Raw genomic sequence first — 1,360 nt, forward strand, 5'->3', positions numbered from 1 at the left:
TCTTCATTAATCTTGGCTCGAAAATCATCCAACCCAACGATATCTTCTATTTTATGTTTGTGAGCTCCTAACAAGGAGACAGCACTTCCAAAGGTGAAGTTATTATTGCTTGATTTGTAGAGAACATAATTGTTCGCTGCCTCTTTTGCACCCTCGATATCGCTTAAATCAGCAAAAGTGAAGGTTTTATCCGCTGCCATCTTGCCATTGAGAGCCGTTTCAAGATCTCTTACATCACCTATGGTGTGCGTATGGTGTAAAGGGGCTTTTCCCTCCGCCTTTTCTTCAACATCAGCAAGGGCTTGATCAATTTTGCCCAAATTTTCTCGCAAAATTGGAAATTCAGAACTCATAAAACGCCCTTCTTTAGGCAATTCCATGTCGAGTTTCTTGGTTTTTGTCATGTCTGTCTTTCCCTCATAATATGCCAGCACCAAAATCACGCACCATAGACCTTGCCGCTGGTCCACCGGTAAGGGTGAGTTTCAAGCGTGCTTGTTTGGCGCCTCTGTCACCACTGATAAATTTGCGCTCAACCCAAAGCGGCTCAAGCAATTGTTCTGTCTCATCGAGTTTCAAAGGCAAAAATGCACCATCATCCAGTTGCATCTCCAATGAAAAGGTTGCACCGCCCGGCAAAAAGGTTTTGATATAGCTGGTCAGCCTTGCCTTTTCCCCAAAGGCAAAAGCACGCGTGACATAAGTGGCTTCCTTATGGATCTTTCCTGCAATCAATTGAATGGGAGCAAATAACACAGGCGAGAGTTTCTCTGTGCCTTTGAGGACCGCACGCAGCTTTACCTTTTCACTGATATATTCGGTAAGGCTTAGCAATTGGAAGGGCAGAAGTGGGTAAACCGTGCCATTGTTACGCTCAATTTCAAAAACAACAGAACAATCACTGGAGGGTAATTCAATGGCTGCACGAACCTGTAAATCAGAGCAGTCCACAAGATCAAAGCTGCCTAAATCAACCGTCTTTTCTGTTTGTATGTAGCGGGCAGCCAACACCCGAAAAGCTAAAGCCTCATCTTGATGGGCTGTCCAGCTGCGAGCATTGACGGAAGAAAAACGCGGACCAGTCACATAAGGGTGGCTTGAGACATATCTTTGGTTGTCTGCATCAAAATCCCCAAGCTTGGCAAGTGAGACGGAATGGTCAGCATCATCGGTTTTAATCACAAAAGCCGTGAGGCGGTCATCAAGCACGGTTAAGGGAACATCATAGCGTGCCCCAGCCCATCCGGTTTTAGCATCTTTCATAGAATAGGAGGTTTGGGCTTGAATATCGGCGGTGGGATAACCGTTTTCTGTAGAGACCAAATCAATCACCAGATCATGGTTCTGATTGCCGATTTTA

At 45.3% G+C, this 1,360-nt stretch carries 1 protein-coding gene and 1 pseudogene; both read right to left on the bottom strand.

The window, feature by feature from the left end:
- A partial coding sequence (locus BN338_RS07475; protein ID WP_039760609.1) for a Bgr_08870 family protein occupies positions 1-404 on the bottom strand: 404 nt, incomplete at its 3' end.
- Positions 405-417: 13 nt separating this feature from the next.
- Positions 418-1,360, bottom strand: a pseudogene (locus BN338_RS07480) (DUF4815 domain-containing protein); the annotation flags it as partial.

Origin of the sequence: Bartonella queenslandensis AUST/NH15 (assembly GCF_000312585.1) — a bacterium.
Lineage (GTDB): Bacteria > Pseudomonadota > Alphaproteobacteria > Rhizobiales > Rhizobiaceae > Bartonella > Bartonella queenslandensis_A.